This is a genomic window from Campylobacter sp. US50a, from assembly GCF_004379015.1.
Classification (GTDB): domain Bacteria; phylum Campylobacterota; class Campylobacteria; order Campylobacterales; family Campylobacteraceae; genus Campylobacter_D; species Campylobacter_D jejuni.
Genome location: NZ_RYYJ01000031.1, coordinates 1 through 2,412 on the forward strand (window position 1 = coordinate 1; position 2,412 = coordinate 2,412).

1 protein-coding gene and 1 pseudogene are annotated in these 2,412 nt (G+C 28.4%); both read left to right on the plus strand.

The annotated features are described in order from the left end of the window. Positions 1–225: 225 nt before the first annotated feature. Complete coding sequence (locus ELQ11_RS09395) at positions 226–981, plus strand: basic amino acid ABC transporter substrate-binding protein (RefSeq protein ID WP_070243254.1); 756 nt, start codon at positions 226–228, stop codon at positions 979–981. A gap of 379 nt (positions 982–1,360) precedes the next feature. Beyond that, positions 1,361–2,412: pseudogene (locus tag ELQ11_RS10175) on the plus strand (hypothetical protein); the annotation flags it as partial.

Sequence of the window (2,412 nt, forward strand, 5' to 3'; positions counted from 1 at the left end):
TTTAAAAGATTTTAAGTCCTTTTTTCAAAAAAGGAAATGAAAGTATAACCAATTAAACTTAAAGAGGGATTAAACAATATAAATATTTGGTAGGTTTTTGAAAATTTTGTATAAAAATATATTTTAAAGATTATATAATTTAAAATTGCAAAAAGCAATCAGACTTAATTAAATATAAATTTAAAATAAGTATAATTTTAAAACATTTTATATCAAAGGAAGAAAATGAAAAAAATATTTAGTGTTGTTTTAGTTGCTTTGATTGGCTTATTTTTAAACGCTTGCAATGATTCTAAAAACAAAGAAACAAATGCAAGCGTAGAATTAAAGGTTGGAACCGCCCCAAACTATAAACCTTTTAACTATAAAGAAAATTCAAAACTTACAGGTTTTGATACGGATCTAGTAGAAGAGATTGCCCAAAAAAATGGTATTAAAATTGTTTGGGTTGAGACTAATTTCGATGGGTTAATACCTGCTTTAAAAGCCGGTAAAATCGATATGATTGCCTCGGCTATGAGTGCAACGGATGAAAGAAGACAGAGTGTTGATTTTACCAAACCTTACTATATGAGTAAAAATCTTTATCTTAAACTAAAAAGTAACAATTTACTTCAAACAAAAAATGATTTAGAAGGTAAAAAAATAGGAGTTCAACTAGGAACTTTACAAGAAAATACTGCAAAAGCTATCAAAAATGCACAAGTGCAAAGCAATAAAGATTTAAATATTGCTGTTTTAGCACTAAAAAACAAGAAAATTGATGCTATTATCGCAGATGAAGATACTGCTAAAGGTTTTTTAGCTGAAAATCCAGAATTGGTAAGTTTTTACCAAGAAATGGATGGTGGAGAAGGCTTTAGCTTTGCTTTTGATAAAAACAAACAAAAAGAATTGGTAAAAATTTTTGACAAAGGTATAGACGAGGTAAAAACCAATGGATTTTACAATACTTTGATGAAAAAATATGAACTAGAGTAAGCGTGAAAATTCACGCTTATACAACTTAAATCTTCGTTGTGTTTTGTAAAATAACATTTCATATAAATTTACTCCCATTAAATCAATTTTTTTATAAAATAAAATTTAAATTCAAACTATATAGTTTTATAATAATTAGTATTTAATTATATTTTAAGTTTAAATATTTTATTATTCCGCTATTTTATTTTTATATTTTATATTATTATTTAAAAATAAATAATATGAAATTAATTTCAAAATAAACCATTTTAAATAAGGAAGGAGAAAAATATTTGAGTAAAAATATTATTTCAAATAAAGTGTCCATGGGGGGGGGGTTAAAGAACCCTGTTTAAATTCTAAAAAGATAGTTTTATCTTTAGCTACTATTTCTTTTTTGGCAAGTTGTGCTAATGCTAAATTAAATTCTGAAATAAAAACTTATGATGAAATAAATAAAAATGTTAAAGCTAGACCAGTAGCAAGTGTTTATACTCCTCAAGCTAGAGTTAATACGACTATAAACACCTTAGAGACTAGTACAATCAACATTTCTGATTCAGGTCCACATACCATAATAATTGAAGCAGGTGGAACTTTGGGCAATGAGGGTAACAACAATAGTATCATCTATGCTCATGCTAATGGTAGTAACACTCTTACTCTTGCAAATCTTACCAATAATGGAACCATCAATGGTAAGGTAAGTGTAGAGCATGATAACGATTTTAAAGGAACCATCACTGTTAATACCTTTGAAAATACAGGTCAAGTTAATGGTCAAATTTACATGGGAGTTTGGGGTGGTAATTCAGGAACTCTTAATATTGATAAATTTAACAATAGTGGAACTATTAAATCAAATGATGGAGTTTTTTTCGAAGGAAAAAATACTACTATAAATAGTTTTAATAATAATGGAACTATCAATGGTAACTCTTCTGGCATATTTGTATATGGTGGCAATATACAAACTCTTGAAAATTCAGGAACTATAATATCTAATGGTAATTACAGTAATCATGCTGGTATAAAACTAGAAAATGGTGGCTCCATAGAAAACATTATCAACACAGGAACTATAGAATCAAATTATTCTGGCATAATGGTAACTTGGGGTAAATTTGGAACACTTACCATAAAAGATGGAGGTGTAATTCATGGCAAATACATAGGAATAGGAGTGGGTCAATGGCAAACTCTAGGGGATTTATATATAGATGGAGCAAGTTCAAAAAAAGATGGTACAGCAAGTGGAGTTTATGGCGATAGTTATGGAATTTCCTTAGATGTTGGCTCACGAACTCAAAAAATAGAACTTACAAATGGTGGTGTTATTAAAGGTGATATTAGTGGTATAAGATTAGATAGCGGAGCTTCTTTAAGTGGAGAAATGATTTTATCTGGTGAAGGCTCTAGAGTAGAAGGTGGAAGTGATGCTGGTATTTT